General features: G+C 66.7%; 24 protein-coding genes. 15 read left to right on the top strand and 9 right to left on the bottom strand.

Translation table 11 applies throughout. From position 1 onward, the window contains the following. The 5 genes from A5733_RS08495 to rpsF form a co-directional block, all read right to left on the bottom strand. On the bottom strand, window positions 1–490 hold a 490-nt coding region (locus A5733_RS08495), incomplete at its 3' end, for a DnaB-like helicase N-terminal domain-containing protein (protein ID WP_304528743.1). Between the two features lie 494 nt (window positions 491–984). Further along, window positions 985–1,440 (bottom strand): 50S ribosomal protein L9, encoded by a 456-nt coding sequence (gene rplI / locus A5733_RS08490; RefSeq protein WP_067776375.1) that lies wholly within the window; start codon window positions 1,438–1,440, stop codon window positions 985–987. Window positions 1,441–1,451: 11 nt separating this feature from the next. Continuing rightward, entirely contained in the window at window positions 1,452–1,712 is a 261-nt protein-coding gene (gene rpsR, locus A5733_RS08485; protein ID WP_003884147.1) for a 30S ribosomal protein S18, read from the bottom strand. A gap of 36 nt (window positions 1,713–1,748) precedes the next feature. Beyond that, complete coding sequence (locus A5733_RS08480) at window positions 1,749–2,255, bottom strand: single-stranded DNA-binding protein (RefSeq protein ID WP_076239805.1); 507 nt, start codon at window positions 2,253–2,255, stop codon at window positions 1,749–1,751. A 69-nt stretch (window positions 2,256–2,324) separates the two neighbouring features. After that, complete coding sequence (rpsF, locus tag A5733_RS08475; protein ID WP_066901858.1) at window positions 2,325–2,615, bottom strand: 30S ribosomal protein S6; 291 nt, start codon at window positions 2,613–2,615, stop codon at window positions 2,325–2,327. A 158-nt stretch (window positions 2,616–2,773) separates the two neighbouring features. On the opposite strand from rpsF, the gene A5733_RS27865 reads away from it, so the two are divergent. The 3 genes from A5733_RS27865 to A5733_RS08460 all read left to right on the top strand — a co-directional run bounded on the left by A5733_RS27865 (window position 2,774) and on the right by A5733_RS08460 (window position 5,408). Next, window positions 2,774–3,493: a hypothetical protein gene (locus tag A5733_RS27865; protein ID WP_083666051.1), complete on the top strand. Its 720-nt coding sequence runs from the start codon at window positions 2,774–2,776 to the stop codon at window positions 3,491–3,493. A 5-nt stretch (window positions 3,494–3,498) separates the two neighbouring features. Then, window positions 3,499–4,005 carry a hypothetical protein gene (locus tag A5733_RS08465; RefSeq protein ID WP_142253866.1) on the top strand — a complete coding sequence of 169 codons (507 nt, stop codon included), beginning with the start codon at window positions 3,499–3,501 and terminating at the stop codon, window positions 4,003–4,005. 83 nt (window positions 4,006–4,088) lie between these two features. Beyond that, the gene (locus A5733_RS08460; RefSeq protein ID WP_076239803.1) at window positions 4,089–5,408 is read left to right on the top strand and encodes an adenylate/guanylate cyclase domain-containing protein; all 1,320 of its coding nucleotides are present in this window, start codon (window positions 4,089–4,091) and stop codon (window positions 5,406–5,408) included. A 192-nt stretch (window positions 5,409–5,600) separates the two neighbouring features. Here A5733_RS08460 and A5733_RS08455 read toward each other — a convergent pair whose 3' ends face one another. From A5733_RS08455 to A5733_RS08445, 3 genes are all read right to left on the bottom strand, one after another. Beyond that, window positions 5,601–7,226, bottom strand: coding sequence for a glycosyltransferase family 87 protein (locus A5733_RS08455; protein WP_076239802.1), 1,626 nt, complete (start codon window positions 7,224–7,226; stop codon window positions 5,601–5,603). Next, window positions 7,223–9,631 carry a transglycosylase domain-containing protein gene (locus tag A5733_RS08450; RefSeq protein WP_076239801.1) on the bottom strand — a complete coding sequence of 803 codons (2,409 nt, stop codon included), beginning with the start codon at window positions 9,629–9,631 and terminating at the stop codon, window positions 7,223–7,225. Before A5733_RS08450 ends, A5733_RS08455 begins: the two co-directional genes overlap by 4 nt. A 121-nt stretch (window positions 9,632–9,752) precedes the next feature. Then, window positions 9,753–10,175, bottom strand: a complete 423-nt coding sequence (locus A5733_RS08445) for a DUF5318 family protein (protein ID WP_067774660.1) — start codon at window positions 10,173–10,175, stop codon at window positions 9,753–9,755. A 70-nt stretch (window positions 10,176–10,245) separates the two neighbouring features. On the opposite strand from A5733_RS08445, the gene A5733_RS08440 reads away from it, so the two are divergent. The 11 genes from A5733_RS08440 to A5733_RS08390 all read left to right on the top strand — a co-directional run bounded on the left by A5733_RS08440 (window position 10,246) and on the right by A5733_RS08390 (window position 21,006). Beyond that, window positions 10,246–11,118 (top strand): DUF1707 domain-containing protein, encoded by an 873-nt coding sequence (locus A5733_RS08440; protein ID WP_076239800.1) that lies wholly within the window; start codon window positions 10,246–10,248, stop codon window positions 11,116–11,118. 118 nt (window positions 11,119–11,236) lie between these two features. Beyond that, window positions 11,237–11,782, top strand: a complete 546-nt coding sequence (locus A5733_RS08435; protein ID WP_067774632.1) for a PadR family transcriptional regulator — start codon at window positions 11,237–11,239, stop codon at window positions 11,780–11,782. Window positions 11,783–11,829: 47 nt separating this feature from the next. After that, window positions 11,830–12,921 (top strand): inositol-3-phosphate synthase, encoded by a 1,092-nt coding sequence (locus A5733_RS08430; RefSeq protein ID WP_076239799.1) that lies wholly within the window; start codon window positions 11,830–11,832, stop codon window positions 12,919–12,921. 181 nt (window positions 12,922–13,102) lie between these two features. Next, a complete protein-coding gene (gene ahpC, locus A5733_RS08425; protein ID WP_076239798.1) occupies window positions 13,103–13,666 on the top strand; it encodes an alkyl hydroperoxide reductase subunit C in 564 nt (187 codons plus the stop codon). Window positions 13,667–13,798: 132 nt separating this feature from the next. Further along, the gene (ahpF, locus tag A5733_RS08420) at window positions 13,799–15,370 is read left to right on the top strand and encodes an alkyl hydroperoxide reductase subunit F (protein WP_067774657.1); all 1,572 of its coding nucleotides are present in this window, start codon (window positions 13,799–13,801) and stop codon (window positions 15,368–15,370) included. A gap of 21 nt (window positions 15,371–15,391) precedes the next feature. Next, a complete protein-coding gene (locus A5733_RS08415; RefSeq protein WP_076239797.1) occupies window positions 15,392–16,324 on the top strand; it encodes an alpha/beta fold hydrolase in 933 nt (310 codons plus the stop codon). Further along, window positions 16,321–17,127: an LLM class F420-dependent oxidoreductase gene (locus A5733_RS08410; RefSeq protein WP_076239796.1), complete on the top strand. Its 807-nt coding sequence runs from the start codon at window positions 16,321–16,323 to the stop codon at window positions 17,125–17,127. The genes A5733_RS08415 and A5733_RS08410 overlap by 4 nt, the downstream gene beginning before the upstream one ends. Window positions 17,128–17,228: 101 nt before the next feature. Then, complete coding sequence (locus A5733_RS08405; RefSeq protein WP_076239795.1) at window positions 17,229–17,894, top strand: GntR family transcriptional regulator; 666 nt, start codon at window positions 17,229–17,231, stop codon at window positions 17,892–17,894. A gap of 45 nt (window positions 17,895–17,939) precedes the next feature. Further along, the gene (locus tag A5733_RS08400; RefSeq protein ID WP_076239794.1) at window positions 17,940–19,712 is read left to right on the top strand and encodes an ABC transporter substrate-binding protein/permease; all 1,773 of its coding nucleotides are present in this window, start codon (window positions 17,940–17,942) and stop codon (window positions 19,710–19,712) included. Beyond that, entirely contained in the window at window positions 19,712–20,449 is a 738-nt protein-coding gene (locus tag A5733_RS08395) for an amino acid ABC transporter ATP-binding protein (protein WP_076239793.1), read from the top strand. Before A5733_RS08400 ends, A5733_RS08395 begins: the two co-directional genes overlap by 1 nt. 74 nt (window positions 20,450–20,523) lie before the next feature. Next, window positions 20,524–21,006, top strand: a complete 483-nt coding sequence (locus tag A5733_RS08390; protein ID WP_076239792.1) for a MarR family winged helix-turn-helix transcriptional regulator — start codon at window positions 20,524–20,526, stop codon at window positions 21,004–21,006. A 24-nt stretch (window positions 21,007–21,030) separates the two neighbouring features. Here the strand turns inward: A5733_RS08390 and A5733_RS08385 are convergent, their stop codons facing one another. Further along, window positions 21,031–22,371 carry an amylo-alpha-1,6-glucosidase gene (locus A5733_RS08385; RefSeq protein ID WP_067774608.1) on the bottom strand — a complete coding sequence of 447 codons (1,341 nt, stop codon included), beginning with the start codon at window positions 22,369–22,371 and terminating at the stop codon, window positions 21,031–21,033. Between the two features lie 77 nt (window positions 22,372–22,448). Between A5733_RS08385 and A5733_RS08380 the strand changes: the two genes are divergently transcribed. Continuing rightward, entirely contained in the window at window positions 22,449–23,114 is a 666-nt protein-coding gene (locus A5733_RS08380) for an SDR family oxidoreductase (protein WP_076239791.1), read from the top strand. The last annotated feature ends 32 nt before the right edge of the window (window positions 23,115–23,146 follow it).

The raw sequence follows: 23,146 nt of genomic DNA, 5'->3' as shown, positions 1-23,146 counted from the left end.
CCTGGGCCCGATCCACCACATCGCTGACGTCGGCGCCGTCGGCCCCGGCGTAGCCGTACTGCACCACCCGGGTGCCCGCCTCCACCAACCGGCGCAACAGCGACTTGTCGGCGACGATGGCGGCGTAGAACCCGGCATTGGCAGCCGTGGGCACCGTGGAGATCAGGGTGTGCAGATACGGGGCGCCGCCGATGCGGCGCAGCAGCCCACGACGATCGAGCTCGGCGGCGACGGTGACGGCATCGGCCGGCTCGCCCCGGCCGTAGAGGTCGAGGATCGCGTCGTAGACGTTCTGGTGGGCGGGGCGGTAGAAGTCACCGGGACGCAGCCGCTCGAGCACATCGGCGATCGCATCCTTGCTCAACATCATGCCGCCGAGAACGGCTTGCTCGGCCGCCATGTCCTGCGGCGGCTGCCGGCCGAAATCCTCCCCAGGTGGAGGGCCATCCATCTCCGAATCCGGATGCCCCAGGTCGTCCACAACCGCCACGGACTCCCACCCCCTTCCGAGACCGCCTCCCGGCTGCTCGAACGTGTATTCGAATCGGTACTGCAACTGTAAAACACTCCGCCGACAAGTTTTTGACGGCGGTGCGACGCACCACGGTAGACGTTGCTGAGCGCCCCCGGAACCACCCCTGTGGATCGACCTGTGGATGGCATGGGGATAGAGGTCGGTCACGGTGTTGAGGCCCTGGGGAGAACCTGTGGATCAATCCCGGACCTTCTGATGTTTTCGCTGGTCAGGATGGCAGAGGCGCGGTGAGTAATTGTGTATGGGAAGTTCTTCGGCGTGTCGTGCCGGGTTGCCGTCTCGGGCGTGTTGTGTTGCCCGCAGGGACCATGCCGGTTAACACCGAGTGAGCTTCGCTGTCCGGATTCCGGCGTCACCGGTTCGCCAGAGATACAGCAACGCCCGGGTGGAAACCTCTTCAGGTCCCCACCCGGGCGATTGAGTGCTGGCGGAAGTACTCCGCTACGGGGCTACTCCGCGATGACGTTGAGCGACACCTTGGCTTCCACCCCGGTGTGCAGCTTCACGGTGATCGGGTGCGTACCGACCGACTTGATATGCGCCTTGGGCAGCTGCACGGTGCGCTTGTCCAAGTTGGGGCCGCCGGCCTTCTTGATCACAGCCACGACGTCAGCGGCGGTAACCGAACCGAACAGCTTGCCGGTATCGGCTGCGGCGTGCACCGGCAGCGAAACCTCGCCGAGGTTCTCGAGCGCGGTCTTGAGCTCGTTGGCGTGCTCGACGCCGCGGATCGACTTGGCCTCGCGCGCCCGGCGGATCTCCTCGGCCTGGCGCTCGGCACCACGGGAGGCCACGATGGCCAGCCCGCGGGGCAGCAGGTAGTTACGGCCGTAGCCGTCCTTCACCTCGACGGCGTCGCCAGCGACACCCAGGTGCTCCACCTCAGCAGTGAGAATCAGCTTCATTGGTCTATCCCCTACCGCGTCGACGAGCCGAACGGCAGCAGAGCCACCTCGCGGGCATTCTTCACGGCGATGGCGACATCGCGCTGGTGCTGGACGCAGTTGCCGGTCACCCGACGGGCACGGATCTTGCCGCGCTCGCTGATGTAGGTGCGCAGCAGCGCGGTGTCCTTGTAGTCGATGACCTGCCCCTTACCCTTCTTGGAGCAGAACACGCACTTACGAGTCTTGACCGGCTTTTCCGGTGCCGGCCGTCGCTTTGTGGACTTGGCCATTGGTTATCTCTTCCTTGCAAAAATTTTCGTTGTTGATCAGAACGGCGGCTCGTCGTCGGCCCCGCTGAAGGAGCCCGACGCCGGTGCACTGCCCCACGGATCGTCCTTGGGCTCGGCCTGGCGCGAACCACCGCCGCCACCACCGCCGAAGCCGCCGCCTCCCCCGCCGCCGCCACTACGGCTGGCCTTGTTGACCTTGGCCGTGGCGTAACGCAAAGACGGACCGATCTCGTCGACCTCGACCTCGACCACAGTGCGCTTCTCACCCTCACGGGTCTCGAAGGAACGCTGCTTGAGCCGGCCGGTGACGATCACCCGCGAACCCCGCACGAGGCTCTCGGCCACGTTCTCGGCCGCCTCCCGCCAGATGTTGCACCGCAGGAACAGCGCCTCGCCGTCCTTCCACTCCCCGCTCTGACGGTCGAACATGCGCGGCGTGGAGGCCACGGTGAAGTTGGCCACGGCCGCGCCGGACGGAGTGAAGCGCAGTTCCGGGTCGGCGGTCAGGTTTCCGACAACTGTGATGGTGGTGTCACCAGCCACGAGATCCTCCTGGGATAGGCATGTCCGTTTGCGCGAAGCCTACGTAGCTGCGCCGACGACTGACGGCCTTTAGTGCTTGTCGGTCCGCATCACCTTGGTCCGCAGCACGGACTCGTTCAGGTTGAGCTGACGGTCGAGCTCGGACACGGTGGCCGGTTCAGCCTTGACGTCGACGACGGCGTAGATGCCCTCGGCGTGCTTGGCGATCTCGTAGGCCAGCCGGCGTCGGCCCCAGATGTCGACCTTCTCGACAGTCCCGCCATCCTTGCGGACGACGTTCAAGAACGTCTCCAGGGACGGAGCTACGGTGCGCTCGTCAAGTGTGGGGTCGAGAATGACCATGATTTCGTATGGACGCATTAGAACCTCATCACCTCCTATGGTCGTGTACGGCCACGGCGGATTCCGTGGCAGGAGGGTCGCCTGCGTCGGCAACCGGCCCAGGCTACCCGAAAGCGCCCTGATCTGCGAAATCCGTATATGGTGAGCCAGTCAATCTTCGACGATCGGGGGATCTTGTGACGTACCCCAACGGGCCCTACGGTCAGGGGTTCGGAGAACAACCCGGTTACCCGCAGCAACCGGGTGTCCCTCAGCAGCCCGGTTACCCGCAACAACCCGGGTATCCGCACCAGCCGGGCTTTGCGCCGCCGTCGGCCGGCTATCCGCAGCAACCCGGGTATCCACCACCGTCCGGTTATCCCGGGGCGTACCCGCCGCCGGGCCTGCCGCCCATGCCTGCCGCATCGCCGAGCGGTGCCACCGGCATCACCGCGGCCGTGCTGGCCGCGCTCGGCGCCCTGGCGAACCTCTTCGGCGGCGTCATCGGACTGTTTGCGCTGGCCGTGATCAGCAACGACAATTCCCTCGACGGCGCCGAGCTCTCGGGCGGGATGAAGGGACTGTTGGCGCTTGTGCTCGTGCTGGGGACCGTCGCCGGACTCCTACTGCTGGCCGGGACCGTGACGTTGTTGCTGCGCAAGATGATCGGCCGTTGGCTCGTAGTCGCGGGATGCGGCGTCACCATCGTGGCCAACCTCATCATCCTCGGGATCGGTAGCGCGGCGGCAGAGCAAGTGCCCTACAGCGGAGGCGGCGGCGTGTCCTCTCTGTTGAGTCTGATCTTTCCGGTCCTGACAATCGTTCTGGCGTTGCTGCCGTCGACAACGGCCTGGATCCGGGCGAAACAGAATCTCGTTGTACCCCAGCCCTATCCGCCGTATCAGGGATGGGCCTGACGCTCGTGACCTCTCTGCACGGACCCGACGGCACGGAAACCTCTGACGTCTCGGAACCTGCGTCCGACGTCGCCCCGAACGCAGTCACGGCGATCGTCACCGCTGTCCTAGCGGTGATCGGCGGACTGTTGACCCTCGGCAACGGCATTCTCGGGCTGTCCGGGCTTTCCGCGCTCGTGACCGACGCGGGTCTGCGGTCCCTGGCGTTGCGATCCCCGGGGGTCCTGACTATGACCGTCCTCGCGACGCTGCTCAGTGTCGTCTGCGGAGTCCTCCTCCTGGCCGGCGCGCTGGCGCTGGTGCGACGCAAGGTGATCGGCCGCCGACTCATCGTCATCGGCAGTGCATTGATCATCGTGGGCAGCCTGGTCAGTCTCTGGATCAATGTCGCGACGACCGGCAGCTACGCAGCTCCCGGGTCGAGCGGACTGGCGGTCCTGAGCTTCGCCCTGCCGATCGTCACGATCGTGTTGGCCGTGCTGCCGACGACGGCCAGATGGATCAGGACCTAGCCGCCCAAGGTGTACCCGGCCCCCGTATCCGGGCTGAGCTGAAACTGCACCTTCACGATGCGCGGCGGGCATAGACTGCCGACGTGTTCTCCGAGACGCGCTATGCGCGCAACGGTGAATTGCACGTCGCCTACCGCGCTTCGCGAGCAGGCGATCGCGACATTGTGTTCGTCCCGAACTGGTTCACCTGTTGTGAAGTGATTCCGGAACTGCCTGCGCTGCAAGGATGGCTCAAGGCGATGACGTCGCTCGGCCGGCTGGTCTTTCTCGATCAGCCAGGTACCGGTACATCCGACCCGGTCAGCGCAGGCGCGCTTCCGACGCTGGAGCAGTGGACCGACAGCATCGCCGCCGTACTCGATGACCTCGGCAGCCAAGAAGCCGTGCTCCTGGCGATCGACGGCGCGTTCGCCACTGCAGCATTGTTCGCTGCTACCCATCCGTCCCGAACGACGGCACTGGTCGCACTCGAGGTATACGCCGATGCGCTGATGGAAAAGCCCAATGGGCCCACTCCGGAGGAGGCGCTCAGCGCAATGGTATCCCTTTGGGGTACAGGAGAATTCCAGCACATCATCAACCCGGACACTCCGTGGAACGAGGACATCCGCGCGTCGTGGGCTCGCATGGAGCGCCTGGCCGCCAGCCCAGGGACACTCCGGTTGATGCTGCCGTTCGTATCCGAACTGAACGTGAAGGATCTGCTGCCGACCATCCGGGTGCCCACCCTCGTCGTTCAGCACTCTGACGACGTCTACATCACCCGATCGATGGGAAAGTATGTCGCCGACAACATCCCCGGAGCGAAATACATTGAACTGCAGGGACGCAACATGTACCACTTCGTGGAACCGTGGCGCCCCGCCTTCCTGGAAGTTCACGAATTCCTCACCGGTCACCAACCCGATGTGGCCGATGACCGTGTTCTGGCCACCGTGCTGTTCACCGACATTGTCGAATCGACCCGTCGGGCAGCGGACATCGGCGACCGAGACTGGCACGCACTCCTCGACGCGCACGATTCCATCGTCCGGTCCCAGCTCGCGCGGTTTCGTGGCCGCGAGGTCAGCACCGCCGGAGACGGCTTTCTCGCCATGTTCGACGGGCCCCAGCGGGCCATCCGCTGCGCGATGGCCGTGCGAGACGCGGTGCGGACGCTCGGCATCGAGATACGCGCCGGGTTGCACACCGGCGAGTGCGAGGTTCGCGGTGACGACATCGGTGGTATCGGGGTACACATCGGCGCCCGCGTCAGCGCCCTTGCCGCACCCGGCCAGGTGCTGGTGTCGAGCACACTCCGCGACCTCGTCATCGGGTCCGGCTTGCAATTCGACAGCTGTGGCACGCATCAACTCAAGGGTGTGCCGGGCGATTGGCAGTTGTTCGCCGCCGCCGACGGCTAGGGTTCGGCATCATCCTTGCACCCACATTGTCACGCTGGAGCAGCTGTCATGGCCGAGCGTCACGCTAGCGTGCGCGAAATCCACAATGCCCCAGCGATTGTCACACCAGAGTGGCGCTCGACGGCCAGAGTCACTCTGGCGTGACAAAGCGGGGCGTGACGCGCCGGCCCCACGGCAGAGTCCGGCGCGACGTCAACCCGTCGACGTCGAGGCCGGCTCCCGGTCCGGCGCAGGCTCGATCCGCACCCGGTCCGCCGATGGTCGCAGCCAGTCCGGCAGCCAGCGCGGCGGGGTGTCGGGGGCCCGGTCGAACACGCCGCCGGTCGGGTCGTCGATGCGGCCACCGTAGCGGACCAGATCCAGTTCCGGACGGTAGATCTGTCGGATCACCAACGCGCACAACACGATCACCGCGATGTCGCGCAGCAGCACGGTGATGGTGAACCACTGCTCGGGTAGACCCTTGTTGGACTCGCCGTACAGATAGAGCATGCGGGGAACCCAGACCAGGGCGTCAATCGTCATCCAGGCCAGCAGGATTCGACGATGCGGCAGGGCCAGCACCGCCAACGGCACCAGCCACAGTGAAAATTGTGGGCTCCACACCTTGTTGGTCAGCAGGAACGCCGCCACCACCAGGAACGCCAACTGCGCCAGCCGGGGCCGCTGCGTCGCGGTCAGCGCGATGTAGCCGATGGCGATACAGCACGCCGCGAACAGCACTGCGGTGACGGTGTTGAGCACCGTCGGTGGCTGCCAGAACCCCAGATCCGGATCGAACCCGCGCCAATCGGTGAACGACTTCACCACGTTGTAGAGCGAATCCATGTCGTCGCCGCGACGGGCGTTGAGCCGGAAGAACTCTGACCACCCGCGCGGGAAGAGCACCATGATCGGCAGATTGACCACCAACCAGGTGATCACCGCGGTCACCGCGGCCTTGCCGACTTCGCGCAGCCGGCCGGTCCGTAGACCCAGCAACACCAGCGGAACGAACAACAGCAGCGGGTAGAGCTTGGCCGCGACACCGATTCCGATCAGCGCGCCGGCCCACACCGGTCTGCGTCGTGCCCACGCCAGCATCGCCCCAGCGGCGGCCGCGGTGGCCAGCGCGTCGAAGTTGGTGAAGACCTGGAAGATCACGATCGGCGAGCCCGCCACCAGTGCGGCATCCCAGACCCGTCGCCCGGCCATCCGGGACGTCGCCCAGACCGTGGTCAACCAGGCCAGCGCCAAACCGAACGCGGCGATGTTGAAGAACATCACCACCTCGGCCACGACCGGGATCGACACCAGTTTGGTCAAAGCCGTGTAGGTCTTGGCCAGGGACATCGACAAGTATTGATAGAGCCCGGTGAGCACCGGATACTCCATGTAGCGGATTGCCGGGCTACCGTCGTACTGCATCCGCGGCTTTCCGGTGGCGTCGTTCTCCACCCAGCTGGACTTGTAGGGAAACTTGCCCAGGTTCAACAACTCTGCGGTGTAGAGCGGAACCGTGTCGGAGTAGCACAGCTCGTAATAGGCCCGGTTGTTCTCCCAGTTCGCCACCCGCTGACCGGCGGTGCCGGTGCCGGTGGTCTGCAGGCAGGCGGCCTTGGAGGTATACCCGAACGCCAGGAACACGACGGCGATCAGGAACATCACCCGCAGCGGGGTCATGAACCGGGCCCGGCCGATCAGCGCGTGACGTCCGACCGGCCCACCCACGGTCTGCGACAGCGCTTCGGCCAGCCGGTCATTGCGGCTGGGGAGGTCGCGTTCGTCGGCGCTCCGCCGGTCTTCTGCCGGCGGAGCCGGCGAATCCCGGTCCGTCACGGAGGCGGCGGGGGTACCGGAACGCCCGGCTCGCCGGGCATGACGGGGGCTCCCGGCGGCGGTCCGATCGGCACGGTGGTCGGTGGGCCGATCGGGATCGTGATACCCGGGGCCACTTCGATGGTCGGCTGGATGACGGTTTCCGAGGGCATCACCGAAATCGGCGGGCCGCCCGGGGTGCCCGGCGTCGCCGGCGGTGGCGGCGGAGCTTGCGGCACACCGGCATAACCGCCGATCTCGGTCGGCTTGGGGAACGTCTCGTTGTCGGTACCGTCCAGCGCGCCGTCCATCGTGGCTTTCCAGATGTCCGACGGCAGCCCGGATCCGTAGACCGGCGCGCCCCACTTGTTCTTCAACGGCTTGACGCCCTCGGTGGTCCCGACCCAGACCGCCGTCGACAGCGACGGGGTGTAACCGACCATCCAGGCGTCGCGGTTGTCGCCGGTGTCGCCGAGCTGGTTGGTACCGGTCTTGGCGGCCGAGGCACGCCCGCCGGCCAAGTTGTGACCCTTCGACCAGCCGGCGATCGGCTGCATCGCCGACGTCACGTTGTCGGCCACCGCCTTGTCGATGCGTTGCTCACCGTTGTCCTGCTTGGAGGCGTCGAACAGCACCTGCCCCGCGGAGTTCACCACTTTCTGCACGAAATGCGGCTTGTGGTAGACGCCCGAGGCCGCCAGGGTGGCGTAGGCCGAGGCCATGTCGATCACCCGGGACTGGTACTGCCCCAGCACCACACCGTTGTTGGGCGGGCCACCCTTGCCGTCCTCGGACAGCGTGTGCTCGACGCCGGGGAAACTCTCGGCCACACCGGCGTCGTGCGCGGCCTTGGCCACATCCTCGGGACCGTTCTCCAGTTTCAGCATCAGCCGGTAGTAGCTGGTGTTCAGCGACCGCTTGAGCGCCTCGGCGATCGAGCAGGTGCCGCATCCCTCGCCCTCGACGTTGGTGATCTTGATGCCGTTGACCGTGACCGGCCCGCTGTCCACCTGATAGCCCAGGCCGATGCCCTGCTGCAGGGCCGCGACGAGGGCGAACACCTTGAACGACGACCCCGTCGGCAGCCCGGCCTGGGCGAAGTCGAAGCCGTTGGCGTCCGAGCCGCCGTAATAGGCCTTCACCGCGCCGTCGTGCGGGTCGATGGATACCACCGCCGTGCGCATGTCGGCCTCTTGACCGTCCATGTACTTGGATACCGCGTCCTCGGCGGCTTCCTGGGCCTGCGGGTCGATCGTCGTGGTGATCTGCAGGCCCTCGGTGTTCAGCGTCTGCTCGCTGATGTCGAACAGGTCGAGCAGTTCCTTGGTGACCTGCCGTTCGATAAGTCCGTTCGGTCCGGTGGTCTGGTTTTCCTGGCGGGCCTGATCGGGCGGCACCGTCGGCGGGAACACCTGCCCGGCACGGTCACTGGCCGACAACGCACCCATGTCGACCATGCCGTCGAGCACCCAGTTCCACCGGTCGGCGGCCCCCTCCGGGTCCACCGCGGGATCCAGCGTCGACGGCCGCTGGATCAGTGCGGCCATCAGTGCGCCCTCGGCGACGGTGAGTTGCTCGACGGGTTTGTCGAAGTACGCCTTGGCGGCCGCGGCGATCCCGTATGACCCGCGACCGAAGTAGATCATGTTCAAATACGCCTGCAGCACAGCGTCTTTGGACCATTCGCTGGCCATCTTGGTCGAGATGACGAGCTCCTTGGCCTTGCGGATCAAACCGCCGATACCCGAACGCTCGTCTCCGACCAGGGCGTTCTTGACGTACTGCTGGGTGATCGTCGACCCGCCCTGCAGATCACCGCCGACCAGGTTGTTCTTGATCGCGCGCAGCAGGGCGGTGAACGAGAAGCCCGGGTTGGAATAGAAATCGCGGTCCTCGGCGGCCATCACCGCGTCGCGGACATGCTCGGGGATCTGGTCGATCTTGACGTCGATCCGGTTGCCTTCGGGCGGCACGATCCGGGCGATCTCGCTGCCGTCGCTGGCCAGGATGGTCGACACCTGCGCCGTCCGGATGTCGCCGGGCTGCGGAACGTCGACGATCATGTACGCCATACCGAACGTCACGAGCGGCAGCAGGATCATCGCCACGACGGCGGCGATCAGCCCACGCCGGACCAGCTTCCAGTTGATGTGGAACTGCCGAGACGACCCCGGATTTTGTCCCGACGGACCGGACGGACCCGACGGACCGGATCCACGACCGCCGCCTCCCGGCGGCGGAGATTTCGGTGGCGGCGGTTTGGGCGGCGGGGTGCCGTCCATCGCCGCCTTGACCACATCGAGCGGGGCCGGTCGGCCGTCACGCACCGGCGGCAGTACCGCGGTCAGCCGGTCGTCGGGCGGCACCGCCGGACGGGGGCGCCCCGTGGGCCCGTTGTCGCGACCCGTGGGCCCGTTGTCCCGCACCGGGGGGCGATTCTCCCGCGCCGGCTGCGGGTTGTCCCGCGGCGGCGGAGGATTCTTGCGCGCACCGAGGCGGTCAGCCGCATTACGGGCGTCGTTGGCTGACCGACTGTGGCGCCCTTCGCTATTCACTGGCCGTACGCGCGGACTTGCGCGTGGGTCGGGTCCCCCGTGCCTTCGGCGGCCGTGGCGCGCCCAACACATATGACTTGACCAGATGATTCCAACTGCAGGTGCGGCATACCTCCACCACATGGACTGCGAACTCGTCGTAACGAGTTGCCAACATCACCAGCTCCTCCGCGGTGCGGGCCGAACCCGAGACCGGGCCCAGATGCTCGCCGAATACCCACGACACCAGCGTGAGCTGCTCTTTACGGCAGATCGGGCACATCACCGAGCTTTGCTTGCCGTGAAACTTCGCTGCGCGCAGCAGGTAGGGGTTGGCATCACAGACCTCCGAGACGCCGGTGCGCCCCGAATAGACCTCAGCCAGCAGGGACCGCCGCCGGAGGGCGTAGTCCACCACCTGTCTCTGCAATCGCACGTTGACCAGAGTACGTCGGCCCACTGAAGAGGGAGGCGCGACCGCATCACAGCTCCTACGATCATGATCCGTGGCAACACGGCAGACCTCGACAACGCGGGCCAAGGACAGCGACCGCAACGACACCTGCAAGGTGCTCGACAACGCGCTGAGCGAAGGTCAGTTGTCGATGGAGGAACACCGGCAACGCGTGGCCGCGGCCACCAACGCCACGACGCTGGGTGACCTCGCCCGCTTGGTGGAAGACCTGCAGAACTCCAATGCGCCGGTGCAGCTGCCGACGCTGGACAAGCCGCGGCCGCCCCGGATGGTCGGCGGGCAAGGGCCCGGCTGGGGTCTGCGGCTGGCGGCGGCGGTCGTGCTGGTCCTGCTCGGGATGGGCATCGGCTGGGGGCTGTACGGCAACACGTCCTCGCCGTTGAGCTTCAACTCCGATCCCGGCGCAGTGCCCGACGGCATCGAACCCGTCGTGCTGACCCCACCCAAACAGCTGCACTCGCTCAACGGCTTGACCGGGCTGTTCGATCAGATGCGGCAGCGGTTCGGCAACACCATGGGCTTCGAGCTGGACATCCACACCGACATGGCGATGTTGGATCGGCCCGATCCGCAGGACAACCGGCGCCAGCAGACCTACTACTACCGCGGCGGGTGGGGTGATCCCAGTTCGTCACCGAGCGCGCTGGACAACGATGACCGGCTGGTCGACCTGGCCAAGTTCGACTTCGAAAAGACCTTGGCCGTGCTGCGGGGGGCGCCCGACACCGTCGGTGTCCAACGCACCGACGTCAAGGATGTGTGGCTACGGGTGAGCCCGGCCGAGGATCCGTCGACCCCGGATGCGGTGACCATCGACATCCACGTCAACAGTGATTTCGGCTCCGGCCACATCGAGCTGTTCCCGGACGGCACCACCAAACAGATCTGGCGCGCCGACCGCTGACCCCGCGGTGGCCGCCCGGTCACTGACTTGTCGCTGAATATATCGGCGCGATACAGTTTGGCGAGGTGTTGATTTGTCGTAGCGGTCAATGCATCGAACTGTCGAAAGGGGTGATTCTGTGCTGGAGCTAGCGATCCTCGGTCTTCTGCTCGAATCGCCGATGCATGGCTACGAGCTGCGCAAACGCCTGACGGGGTTGCTTGGCGCGTTCCGGGCTTTCTCCTACGGTTCGCTCTATCCGGCACTGCGCCGCATGCAGGCCGACGGGCTGATCGACGAGGATGCCGCGCCGCTGGGGTCGACCAAGGTGCGCCGCGGGCGTCGGGTCTACCAGCTGACGGACGCCGGCAAGCAACGCTTCGCCGAACTTGTGGCCGACACCGGTCCACAGAACTACTCCGACGACGGGTTCGGTGTTCACCTGGCCTTCTTCAATCGCACCCCGGCCGAGGCCCGGATGCGAATCCTGGAGGGGCGCCGTCGGCAGGTAGAGGAACGACGGGAAGGTCTGCGTGAAGCCGTGGCGCGGGCCAGCAGCTCGTTCGACCGCTATACCCGCCAGCTCCACCAGTTGGGGCTGGAGTCCAGTGAGCGAGAAGTGAACTGGCTTAACGAGTTGATCGCGGCTGAACGACTGGGCCAAAGCCGCCCAGAACCGCAATAACGCAGCCCGATGCCGAGCAGTACCGAATTTGAGTAAGGAGAGCGTCCATGTCTGAGCACGCAGGAGAGATCCGGGTCGCCATTGTCGGCGTCGGCAACTGCGCGGCGTCCCTGGTACAGGGTGTGCAGTACTACCAGAACGCCGACGAGAACAGCAGCGTGCCCGGCCTGATGCATGTGAAGTTCGGCCCCTACCACGTCCGTGACGTGAAGTTCGTGGCCGCGTTCGACGTGGACGCCAAGAAGGTCGGTTTCGACCTCTCCGAGGCCATCTTCGCCTCGGAGAACAACACCATCAAGATCGCCGATGTGCCGCCGACCAACGTGACGGTGCAGCGCGGCCCGACGCTGGACGGCATCGGCAAGTACTACGCCGACACCATCGAGATCTCCGACTTCGAGCCCGTCGACGTGGTCAAGGCGCTCAAGGACGCCAAGGTCGACGTGCTCGTCTCCTACCTGCCGGTGGGCTCGGAAGAGGCCGACAAGTTCTACGCCCAGTGCGCCATCGACGCCGGGGTGGCCTTCGTCAACGCGCTGCCGGTGTTCATCGCGTCGGACCCGGTGTGGGCCAAGAAGTTCTCCGACGCCGGTGTGCCGATCGTCGGCGACGACATCAAGAGCCAGGTCGGCGCGACCATCACCCACCGCGTGATGGCCAAGCTGTTCGAGGACCGCGGCGTCACGCTGGACCGCACATACCAGCTCAACGTCGGCGGCAACATGGACTTCCTGAACATGCTGGAGCGCTCGCGCCTGGAGTCCAAGAAGGTCTCCAAGACCCAGGCCGTCACCTCCAACCTGACCGGCTCGCTGGCCGGCAAGGTCGAGGACAAGAACGTCCACATCGGCCCGTCCGACCACGTCGCGTGGCTCGACGACCGCAAGTGGGCCTACGTCCGCCTCGAGGGCCGCGCCTTCGGTGACGTGCCGCTGAACCTGGAGTACAAGCTCGAGGTGTGGGACTCGCCGAACTCGGCCGGTGTGATCATCGACGCGGTGCGCGCCGCCAAGATCGCCAAGGACCGCGGCATCGGCGGCCCCGTCGAGGCGGCCTCGGCCTATCTGATGAAGAGCCCGCCCAAGCAGATCGCCGACGACGTCGCGCGCATCCAGCTGGAGACCTTCATCGAAGGCTAGATCTCTTGCTCAGTGGGCGGCCGGGTCAAACCTGGCCGCCCACTTGGCATCTGGGGGTCGGATCACATTCTCTCGGCGTTGTGAGACTGCCCACAAGCGGGCCTGCAAACTGGATCTATTCAAGAAAACGATTACGCTGGGAGGCGCAGTAAACATCCCACAGTGACGAATAGAGGTACCCGTGGCCCTGATCAACAAGCAAATCAAGCCGTTCTCCGCGACCGCCTACAAGAACGGCGCGTTCATCCCCGTGTCGGACGCCGACATCAAGGGCAAGTGGGCCATTTTCTTCTTCTACCCGGCCGACTTCACCTTCGTCTGCCCGACCGAGCTCGGCGACCTGGCCGACCACTACGAGGAGCTGCAGCGCCTCGGCGTCGAGGTGTTCTCGGTGTCCACCGACACCCACTTCACCCACAAGGCGTGGCACGACTCGTCCGACACGATCGGCAAGATCCAGTACGCCATGATCGGCGACCCGACCCTGCAGATCAGCACCGACTTCGAGGTGCTCCGTGAGGACCAGGGCCTGGCCGACCGCGGCACCTTCCTGGTCGACCCCGACGGCATCGTCCAGTTCACCGAGGTGACCGCCGAGGGCATCGGCCGCAACGCCTCCGAACTGGTCCGCAAGGTCAAGGCCGCCCAGTACGTTCGCAACCACCCGGGCGAGGTCTGCCCCGCCAAGTGGGAAGAGGGCGAAGAGACCCTGGCCCCGTCGCTGGAACTCGTCGGCAAGATCTAACGCCGGCATCACTGCTGCTGACGGTGCGGGCCTGGTCCACCCGGCCCGCACCGCTCACCAGAACTGTTCCCCACCAAAATCTTTCGGGCCACATGGGCCCAGCCAGTCCCCTCATCGATGGAGTTGATCCGCATGCTCGACACCTCACTCGCCGGCCAATTGAAGTCCCTGCTGGAGCGGCTGACCGCGCCGATCGAGCTGGTGTCCTCCCTCGATGACGGCGCCAAGTCCGCCGAACTCGCCGAACTGCTCACCGAGATCGCCGCGATGTCGGACAAGATCACCTATTCGCGCGCCGACGACGACACCCGGCGGCCGTCGTTCGCCATCCGCCGCACCGGCACCGATGTCGAGGTCCGGTTCGCCGGCATCCCGCTGGGCCACGAGTTCTCCTCACTGGCCCTGGCGCTGCTGCAGGTCGGCGGATACCCGTCGAAGGAAGCCCCCGAACTGCTGGAGCAGGTGCGGGCCCTCGACGTCGACCTGCATTTCGAGACCTATTTCTCGCTGTCGTGCCAGAACTGCCCCGACGTGGTGCAGGCCCTGAACCTGATGGCGATCCTCAACCCGCGCATCAGCCACGTCGCCATCGACGGCGCGCTGTTCAAGGACGAGGTCGAACAGCGCAAGGTGCTGGCCGTGCCCACCGTCTTCCTCAACGGTGAGCTGTTCGACTCGGGCCGCATGACGCTGGAGCAGATCATCGGCAAGGTCGACGTCGGCGCCGCGCAGCGCACCGCCGAAGCGATCACCGAGAAGGACCCCTTCGACGTGCTGGTGGTCGGCGGCGGGCCCGCGGGGGCCGCGGCCGCAATCTATGCCGCCCGCAAGGGAATTCGCACCGGCGTGGTCGCCGAGCGGTTCGGCGGTCAGGTGCTCGACACGATGGCGATCGAGAACTACATCTCCGTCCCGCACACCGAGGGACCGAAGTACGCCGCGGCACTGGAAGCCCACGTCGGCGAGTACGACGTCGACGTGATGAACACCCAGCGCGGCGCGAAGCTGCTGCCCGCGATCGACGAGGGCGGGCTCATCGAGATCTCGCTGGAAAGCGGTGCCTCGCTGACCGCGCGCACCCTCATCCTGGCCACCGGCGCCCGCTGGCGCGCGATGGACGTGCCGGGTGAGGCCGAGTACCGCAACAAGGGCGTCACCTACTGCCCGCACTGCGACGGACCGCTGTTCAAGGGCAAGCGTGTCGCCGTCATCGGCGGCGGCAACTCCGGCGTGGAAGCCGCGATCGACCTCGCCGGCGTCGTCTCCCACGTGACGCTGATCGAATTCGATTCGGTGCTGCGTGCCGACGAGGTGCTGCAGCGCAAGCTGCGCAGCCTGCCCAACGTCGACATCCTGCTGAGCACGCTGACCACCGAGGTCCTCGGTGACGGCGCCCAGGTGACCGGCCTGACCTACCAGGACCGCACCACCGGCGAGTCGCACAACCTCGAGCTGCAGGGCGTCTTCGTCCAGATCGGTCTACTGCCCAACACCGAGTGGCTCGAGGGCAGCGTCGAGCTGTCCAAGCGCGGCGAGATCGTCATCGACGAGCGCGGCCAGACGTCGGTCCCCGGCGTGTTCGCCGCCGGCGACTGCACGACGGTGCCGTTCAAGCAGATCGTCATCGCCGCCGGAGCCGGTGCGACGGCAGCGCTGTCCGCGTTCGATCACCTGATCCGGACCACCGCCCCAGTCGGCAGCTGAGGGCGGCCCGGCTCCGGAGTAATGTCCGCAGACGTGGCCCCGGAGATTTCTGACGAGGAACTGCTGACCCTCGACGAGTTCGCGTTGCTGCCCGAGAACGCCGAGCAGATCGGCGCCAATGGACCGCTGCCGGCGGTCGAGCGCATCGAACAGGGTCCGATCAGCGCGCTGAAGTTCGGCACCGACGCGCCGAAGGTGGTGTTCCTGCACGGCGGCGGTCAGAACGCCCACACCTGGGACACCGTGATCCTGGGGCTCGGTGAGCCCGCGCTGGCCATCGACCTGCCCGGGCACGGACGGTCGGCGTGGCGCGAGGACGGTGACTACGGTCCGAAACTCAACGCCGCCACCCTCATTCCCGTCCTGCAGGCGCACGCCCCGGCGCCGCGACTGGTGGTCGGCATGTCGCTGGGCGGGTTGACCGCGCTGCGCATCGCGGCCACCGAACCCCGCCTGGTTCCCGAGCTCGCCCTCGTCGACGTCACCCCGTCGGCACCCGAACGCCACACCGAGATGACCAAGGCGCAGATGGGCACCGTCGCCCTGGTCCAGGAGAACCGCACCTTCCCGACATTTGCCGCCATGCTGGAGGCCACCGTCGCCGCCGCCCCGCATCGGGACCCGAACTCGTTGCGACGCGGGGTGTTCCACAATTCCAAGCAACTCGACGACGGCACCTGGACCTGGCGCTACGACTCGTTCCGCAAGGGCGACGGGTTTGACGGCCTGTGGGACGACGTCCCGTCGATCACCATGCCCACCACCCTGATTCGCGGCGCCAACTCGTTCTTCGTCAACGACGAGGACGCCGAGACATTCGCACATAGCGCACCGGGATTCCGGCGCACCCACGTCGTCGCCGACTCCGGGCATTCCGTGCAAGGTGATCAACCGGCCAAGCTGGTGCAGATTTTGCGCAGCCTGCTGCAGCGCGAAGTAGGCTCGGAAAAGTGAGCCATCCCATCCGCATCGGCGTGCAACTACAGCCACAGCACTCCCCCGTCTACCGCCACATCCGCGACGCGGTGCGCCGCTGCGAGGACATCGGCGTCGACATCGCCTTCAACTGGGACCACTTCTTCCCGCTCTACGGCGATCCCGACGGCGCGCACTACGAATGCTGGACGATGCTGGGCGCCTGGGCCGAGCAGACGTCGCGGATCGAGATCGGGGCGCTGGTCAGCTGCAACTCCTACCGCAACCCCGAGCTGCTCGCCGACATGGCCCGCACCGTCGACCACATCTCCGACGGCCGCCTGATCCTGGGCATCGGAAGTGGTTGGAAGCAAAAGGATTACGACGAGTACGGGTATGAGTTCGGCACCGCAGGCAGCCGGCTGGACGACCTGGCGCAGGCGCTGCCCCGGATCGAGGGCCGGCTGGCGAAGCTCAACCCGGCACCCACCCGCGAGATCCCGATCCTGATCGGCGGCCAGGGTGAACGCAAGACCCTGCGCCTGGTGGCCGAGCACGCCCACATCTGGCACGCATTCGTCGACCGCAACACCTACCCGGGCAAGGCCGAGGTACTCGCCGAACACTGCGCCGCGACCGGTCGCGATCCGTCCACCGTGCAGCGCTCGGCGGGCGTGCAGGAATCCGGCGGCATCGAGGCCATGCTCGCCGAGGCCGACGCGCTGGCCGATCTGGGGGTCAGCATCCTCACCGTCGGCGTCAACGGACCCGACTATGACCTGACCGCCGCGGAGGCGTTGTGCCGCTGGCGCGACGGCCGTCTGGCAAAGGCCGACGAATAAGCTGCCACACTGACATCACCAATTCGGCGGGCGCATGAGAAACTGGCGCAACGCCAACGCACCGGGGGGGTGCAGCCCAACCATGGGGGAGCTACGACAGGGTGCCCAAGAACTACGGGGTCAAGGAGAAGGACCAGGTTGTCACGCACATCATCAATTTGGTGATGACGGGCAAGCTGCGCTCCGGTGACCGTATCGACCGCAACGAGATCGTCCGCGACCTGGGACTGAGCCGCGTCCCGATCCAGGAAGCAGTGGTGCAGCTCGAGCACGACGGCATCCTCTCGACGCGATATCACCGCGGCGCGTTCGTCTCCAGGTTCGACGAGGCCACCGTGGCCGAGCATCACGAGCTGTACGGCATCCTCAACGGCATCGCCTCGGCGCGGTGTGCCGCCAGCCCCACGCCCCGAATTTTGGCATTCCTAGACGATTCCTTGCGCGCGCTGCGCGCAGCGAAGGACACCAAGGCCTTCCAGGAGGCCTGCTGGACGTTCCGTGACGCGATCAACGCCGAATACGCCGGACCCCGCCTGCAGGCCACCATCCGCGCCGGCAAGAGCTTTGCCCCCTCGGAGTTCTGGATCAGCTATCCGAAGGCCAAGGCGGAGTTTCTCGCCGGCTACGAGGCGGAGATCGCCGCGATCCACGCACGTGATCCCGACGGCGCCCGCAAGGCCTGCACCGAACGGGCCGAGCTGATGGCGCAGATCATGATCGGCGAGCTCACCCGGCGCGGAGTGTTCGGCGACTTGCGGTCCCCATGAGCGGAATCGCTCAACACCGGACCCTCGCCCACTAGGTTGCATCAGATGGACATCAGACGATCAGCCGCGCTGCTGACCACGGTCCTGATGTTGCTCGGACTGGTGTGGGCAGCACCGGCCGCAGCAGACGTCGACCAGTGCGCACCCCCCGGCGTCGACAGCGCCAGCGCATTGCCCACCAACCTGGCCGCCGCGGCCACGGGTCCGGGCGCCGACAAGTACACCACCCCCAACGTGGTGCCCCTGGACGCCATCCGGGCCGACACCCTCGGCCTGGGCACCCCCGGTGTGCTCACCGTCGGCACACTGTCGGACGCGCCGCCCAGCATCTGCATCAACTCGGCCGGACAGTTCACCGGCTTCGACAACGAGCTTCTCCGCGCCATCGCCGACAAGCTGGGCCTGCGGATCAACTTCGTCGGCACCGACTTCTCAGGGCTGTTGGCGCAGACCGCCTCTCGGCGGTTCGACGTGGCCTCCTCGTCGATCACCACCACCGATGCCCGACGCCGCACGGTCGGCTTCACCAACGGCTACGACTTCGGATACTTCTCGCTGGTGGTGCCGACCGGGTCGCCGATCACCGGCTTCGGGCAGCTCGCGCCCGGTCAGCGCATCGGGGTGGTGCAGGGCACCGTGCAGGAGGCCTACGTCATCGACACGCTGGGGCTGCAGCCGGTCAAGTTCCCCGACTACAACACCGTCTACGCGAGCCTCAAGACCCGTCAGATCGACGCCTGGGTGGCACCTTCGCAGCAGGCCTCGGGCACCGTGCAGCCCGGCGACCCGGCCCAGATCATCGAAAACACCTTCAGCCTGGACAATTTCGTGGCCTGGGCGGTGGCCAAGGAGAACCGGCCGCTGATCGACGCGCTCAACTCCGGGCTGGACGCCGTCATCGCCGACGGCACCTGGGCCAAGCTCTATTCGGACTGGGTGCCGCGAGCCCTGCCGCCCGGCTGGAAGCCCGGTTCGAAAGCCGCGCCGGTCCCCCAGCTACCCGATTTCGCCGCCATCGCCGCAGCCCACGAGGCACCCGCCGCCGGTGGGCCGGCAGCGCCGAAATCGACACTGGCGCAACTGGCGGACTCATTCCTGGACTGGGAGCTCTACAAGCAGGCGATCCCCGACCTGCTGCGCACCGGGCTGCCCAACACGCTCATCCTCACCGTGTGCGCCAGCGTCATCGGCCTGGTCCTCGGGATGATCCTGGCCGTGGCGGGCATCTCCCGCTCTCGCTGGCTGCGCTGGCCGGCCCGGGTCTACACCGACATCTTCCGCGGTCTGCCCGAGGTGGTGATCATCCTGTTGATCGGCCTGGGCATCGGGCCGGTGGTGGGATCGCTCACGGGAAACAGCCCGTACCCGTTGGGGATTGCGGCGCTCGGGCTGATGGCCGCGGCCTACGTCGGCGAGATCTTCCGCTCCGGCATCCAGAGCGTGGAGCCCGGGCAGCTGGAAGCCTCACGCGCACTTGGCTTCAGCTATACCTCGTCGATGCGGCTGGTCGTGGTTCCCCAGGGTGTACGCCGGGTCCTTCCCGCACTGATGAACCAGTTCATCTCACTGCTGAAGGCGTCGTCGCTGGTGTACTTCCTGGGCCTGGTGGCCAGTCAGCGCGAACTGTTCCAGGTGGGCCGAGATCTCAACGCGCAGACGGGAAATCTGTCGCCGCTGGTGGCCGCGGGTCTGTTCTACCTACTGCTGACCATCCCGCTGACCCATCTGGTGAATTTCGTCGACAACCGGCTGCGCAAGGGGCGTCCCCCGGTCGAAGAGGATCCGCTGCCCCCGGCCACCACCCAGGAGATGATCTGATGTCGGCACCGCAGCCGGTCGCGCTGGCCGCCAAGGACATTCATCTGGCCTTCGGACCCAACCCGGTGCTGCGCGGGGTGGACCTCGATGTTCCGGCCGGCACCACAACCGCCGTCATCGGGCCGTCCGGCTCCGGTAAGTCGACGCTGTTGCGTACCCTCAACCGGCTCTACGAGCCGGACCGCGGCGACATCCTGCTCGACGGACGCTCGGTGCTCAACGACAATCCCGACCAGCTGCGCCAGCGCATCGGGATGGTCTTTCAGCAATTCAACCTGTTTCCGCACCGCAGCGTGCTCGACAACGTCACCCTCGGCCCGCGCAAACTCAAAGGGCTCAGCGCCGAGGCTGCCCGCGAGCTGGGGCTGGCCCAACTGGACCGAGTGGGTCTGCGGCACAAGGCCGAGGTGCGCCCTGCCACGCTGTCCGGCGGCCAGCAGCAGCGGGTGGCGATCGCCCGGGCACTCGCGATGGCGCCCCAGGTGATGTTCTTCGACGAGGCCACCTCAGCGCTGGATCCCGAACTCGTGAAGGGGATTCTGGAGTTGATCGCCGACTTGGCCGGCGACGGCATGACGATCCTGGCGGTCACCCACGAGATGGGCTTCGCCCGCTCGACCGCGGACTCGGTGGTGTTCATGGACCACGGCAAGGTCGTCGAGTCCGGCACACCGGAGGCGATCTTCGAATCCGCCGAGACGGATCGGTTGCGCCGCTTCCTGTCCCAGGTGCTCTGAGCCCCGTGAAACCCACATTCCAAACCACACAAGCTGACAACGTGGCAGCGTCAGACAGGTTAGACTAGCGAATTATGGTAGAGCCCGATTCGCAGGTCACAGAGCTGGCCGGGGAGCTGCAGCGCGTCCTCTCGAAGGTGTTCTCGGTGCTGCGTCGTGGCGACACCAACAAGGGCACGGCCGGAGAACTCACGCTGGCCCAGCTCTCGATCCTGCTGACGCTGCTGGACCAGGGCCCGATCCGCATGACGGAGCTGGCTGCCCGCGAACGCGTGCGCACCCCCACTACCACCGTGGCGATCCGCCGACTGGAGAAACTGGGTCTGGTAAAACGCTCCCGCGACCCCTCTGACCTTCGCGCCGTCCTCGTGGAGGTGACCCCGCGCGGCCTCGTGCAGCACCGCGAATCGCTGGCCGCCCGCCGCGCCGACCTTGCCGACCGGCTGGCCAACCTGAGCACCGAGGACCTGGAGACCCTGGCCAAGGCGCTGGCTCCGCTGGAGCGGTTGGCCGTCCAAAACGAACCGGCGCAGCCCGCCCACGCCAAGACGGAGTAACGGGCTCCCGGGCTCAACTTGGGCTCAGCCCAGCCAGTCCAACACCGCCGCCGCGGTCCACGACTGCTGCATACTTCCCAGCGGCTCGCCGGTGAACGGCTCGTAGTATTCGGCGAACGTCCCGTCGCTGGCCTGCCGCAAGCCCTCCCGGCGCAGCGCCGAGGCCCGCTCGGCCCAGCCGCGTCGGGCGAAGCACCACGAGAACAACCACGTCATCACCGGCCAGACCGGGCCGCGCCAGTATTCACGGGACCGGAAATCGCGCGACACCGGTGACGTCGACGGAATCAGCGCGTACTTCAGATCCGGGTGCCCGCAGAACCGCGGGCCCTCGAGCAGGCGCAACAGCGCGCGTTCCCGCTCGTGTGGCAACCCGCCGCACAGCAGCGGCGCGAACTGCGCGACGGTCTCGGTGGCCACCCACTTCTTCGCGCGGACGTCGTAATCTCTTGCCGCACCGCTACGTTCATCGCTCGTCTCGACGACGCCGACCCGGAAGCGCTCGGCCCACCCGTAGAGATCACGGACATCGGCATGCGGGCGCTTGTAGTCCTCACCGATCTCGGCCAACACCTGGCAGGCCACCGAGAACACCGCCGAGACGAAGACGTCCTCGACCGCGAAGCTCATCACCTTGGGCAGCAGATCGTCGTCGTAGCGAACGGATTTCATCTCCTCGAGCAGCCACAGGTACCGGTCGTACTCGAGATCGCTCGGCCGCTGCGAGGCATCGGTGATGATCGTGTTGTCCGCACGCTGGTATTCCGGCACGGCGCCGGGAACCACGTTGGCGTACGCGCTGTCCCAGCGCGGCGAGTTGTCCATGCCGGACTCCCAGCCGTGGTACAGCGTGATGCGGCCGCGCCCGTCCTGGTCGCGCATCTCGGCCAACCAGCGATGCCACCGCACCAGATCCGACCACCGGCGGTCCAGGAAACTGGCCGCCACCGCGCGAGTGGACCGGCCCCGGGTGCGGGCGTGGTCGAGGATGCGCTGCACCGCGATCGCATGCACGGGCGGCTGGGTGATGCCCGAGGTGTGCCGGGCGCGTGGCGCGTTGTCCGCCAGCGCCGAGGTGGCCCACCGCGCCGGGCCGGGAAAGTAGCCGTCGACACCGTTGGCAAACACGATGTGCGGAATCATGCCGTTGCGCCACTGCGCCGAGAGCAGGGTGTCGAGCTCCACCACGGCCCGCTCCACGCTCAGCGGAGCCAGGCCGATCGCCACGAACGCCGCATCCCAACTCCACATGTGCGGATACAGCAGTGGCGCGGCGGTGGTCATCACTCCCAGGTCGTTGCCGCGCAGCAGGTAGGCGGCCCGCGCGGCGAGCTGGGTTGGAGCGAAGCTGGGATCCGGTGGCATCCCTACCATGATGCGACGCCACGGCCCGGTCCGCAGGCCGGCCCCGTCGCTTTCGCCGTCACAGTAACGTTGCAGTCGTGCCGACTGCATTGATCACCGGAGCCGCCGGCGGCATCGGTTCGGCGATCGCCGACGCCCTTGCGCCCACCCACACGCTGCTGTTGGCGGGCCGCCCGTCCGCGCGCCTGGATGCCCTGGCCGAACGGTTGGGCGCCCCGACGTGGCCGCTGGACCTGACCGACCCCGATTCGATCGAATCGGCCACCGAGGTGCTCGCCGAGCTCGATGTCCTGGTGCACAACGCCGGGGTGCTCTACCCCGGCAGCGTCGCGGAGTCGATCGCCGAACAGTGGCGGGCGACCTTCGAGGTCAACGTCACCGGCGCGGTGGCTCTTACGCTGGCCCTGCTGCCGGCCCTGCGCGCCGCACGCGGACACGTGGTGTTCATCAATTCCGGTGCCGGGCAGAAGGTTTCGGCCGGAATGGCGTCGTACTCGGCCAGCAAGTTCGCGTTGCGTGCCTTCGCCGATTCACTGCGGGCCGACGAGCCGTCGCTGCGGGTCACATCGATCTTCCCCGGACGGGTCGACACCGAGATGCAACGCGACCTGGTGGCCTACGAAGAGGGCCAGTACGACCCGGCCAAATTCCTCAAGCCCGAGACCGTCGCCGGGCTGGTGACCACCGCCGTCACCACCCCACCCGACGGGCATGTCCACGAGATCGTGGTCCGCCCCGGGTGATTTGTGCACCTCCCGTAACGGTCAGCGTTACC

It is taken from the genome of Mycobacterium sp. NS-7484, from assembly GCF_001953975.1.
Lineage (GTDB): Bacteria > Actinomycetota > Actinomycetes > Mycobacteriales > Mycobacteriaceae > Mycobacterium.
This window is presented reverse-complemented; position numbering and strand designations above follow the sequence as displayed.

What these genes read in the sequence shown, in the direction of transcription:
- A5733_RS08395 (WP_076239793.1), top strand. Translation starts at nt 19,712, where the DNA reads ATGTCGGCACCGCAGCCGGTCGCGCTGGCCGCCAAGGACATTCATCTG.
- A5733_RS08385 (WP_067774608.1), bottom strand. Translation starts at nt 22,371, where the DNA reads ATGCCACCGGATCCCAGCTTCGCTCCAACCCAGCTCGCCGCGCGGGCC.
- A5733_RS08400 (WP_076239794.1), top strand. Translation starts at nt 17,940, where the DNA reads ATGGACATCAGACGATCAGCCGCGCTGCTGACCACGGTCCTGATGTTG.
- rpsR (WP_003884147.1), bottom strand. Translation starts at nt 1,712, where the DNA reads ATGGCCAAGTCCACAAAGCGACGGCCGGCACCGGAAAAGCCGGTCAAG.
- A5733_RS08390 (WP_076239792.1), top strand. Translation starts at nt 20,524, where the DNA reads ATGGTAGAGCCCGATTCGCAGGTCACAGAGCTGGCCGGGGAGCTGCAG.
- rpsF (WP_066901858.1), bottom strand. Translation starts at nt 2,615, where the DNA reads ATGCGTCCATACGAAATCATGGTCATTCTCGACCCCACACTTGACGAG.
- A5733_RS08430 (WP_076239799.1), top strand. Translation starts at nt 11,830, where the DNA reads ATGTCTGAGCACGCAGGAGAGATCCGGGTCGCCATTGTCGGCGTCGGC.
- rplI (WP_067776375.1), bottom strand. Translation starts at nt 1,440, where the DNA reads ATGAAGCTGATTCTCACTGCTGAGGTGGAGCACCTGGGTGTCGCTGGC.
- ahpF (WP_067774657.1), top strand. Translation starts at nt 13,799, where the DNA reads ATGCTCGACACCTCACTCGCCGGCCAATTGAAGTCCCTGCTGGAGCGG.
- A5733_RS08415 (WP_076239797.1), top strand. Translation starts at nt 15,392, where the DNA reads ATGTCCGCAGACGTGGCCCCGGAGATTTCTGACGAGGAACTGCTGACC.